Raw genomic sequence first — 1,402 nt, 5'->3', positions numbered from 1 at the left:
CTCAACTCCATGAGTGCCGTCAGTCAAAACGGGGTCACCCAGATCACCCTGCAGTTCGATCTCAGCAAATCCGCGCTGGGGGCCACCCAGCAGGTGTCCAACGCCGTTTCCCAGGCCCAGCATTTTCTACCACCGGGTATGCCCGAGCCACCTTCGGTCCGGCAAATGAATCCTTCGGCCCAGCCCGTGTTTTATATTGGCATGTCCGCGCCCAACATGCCGCTCTATGAATTGGACAAGTACGCGCAAACCAAGGTCAGCACGGCATTATCCGGCATATCCGGGGTATCTGACGTACAAATTTACGGGGCACAAACCTACGCCGTGCGCATTTATGTGAATCCTTTTGCCCTTTCTGCCCGGGGTCTGAGTCTGCAGGCTGTACAAAGCGCCCTGGGTAACGCCAACGTCAATCTGCCCGGTGGCACCCTGGATGGGGGCGATCAGGCTTTCGCCACCCAGGTACATGGTCAGTTACATACCGCAAAAGCCTACAACCATCTGGTTCTGGCCTACGAAGGCGGACAGGCGGTGCCCCTCAGTGCGGTTGGCAAGGCCGTCAACAGTACCGAAGATAACCAGCAGGAGACCTGGATCAACAAAACGCCCGGCATTGTTCTCGCCGTAACACGGCAGCCCGGCAGCAATACCGTTGCCATTTCCAACAAAATCCGCGCCCTGTTGCCGCAACTGCAGGCGGCCATGCCCGGCGGGGTGCATCTGACCAATGTTTTCGATCTGGCCGATTACATTCGCGCGGCAGTACACGAAGTGTTGATGACCCTCATCCTGGCCAGCATTCTGGTAGCTGGTGTCATGTGGCTGTTTCTGCGCCGCCCCTCGGCCACCCTCATCGGTGCGGTCGCCATACCCCTTTCCCTGCTGGGCACCTTTCTGGTCATGATGCTGCTCGGTTTCAGCATCAATACCCTGACCTTGCTGGCCCTGACCCTTTCCGTGGGTTTTGTGGTGGATGATGCCGTGGTGATGCTGGAAAACATCAACCGACATATCGACCGGGGTGAAACCGGCATGACTGCCGCCCTCAATGGCAGTCGGGAAATCAGTTTTACGGTGCTGTCCATGACTTTGTCCCTGTCCATCATTTTTCTGCCGCTGATTTTTCTGGGGGGCTTTGTCGGTCATTTATTCTCGGACTTCGGGGTCAGCATTGCTGTGGTCATCCTGATTTCCGGGATGGTCGCCCTGAGCGTTACCCCCATGCTCTGCAGCCGTTATCTCAAACCCAATCATGCCCACGCCCGGACTGATCTGCATGATACGGGTCACTTACCTGAAGACGGGATTTTTCAGCGATTTTTCAAGGACAGCCGCGATTTTTATATTCGCACCCTGAAAGTGGCCCTGAACCATAAATACTGGATGCTGGCCCTGGCCGGAC

Annotated in this window: 1 protein-coding gene; it reads left to right on the top strand. The window is 56.5% G+C overall.

The window, feature by feature from the left end:
- Window positions 1-1,402: efflux RND transporter permease subunit (locus AC2VLY_RS03850; protein ID WP_486921792.1), on the top strand; the 1,402-nt coding region annotated here is incomplete at both ends.

The organism is Acidithiobacillus sp. TH-A36 (assembly GCF_057473445.1).
This window is presented reverse-complemented; position numbering and strand designations above follow the sequence as displayed.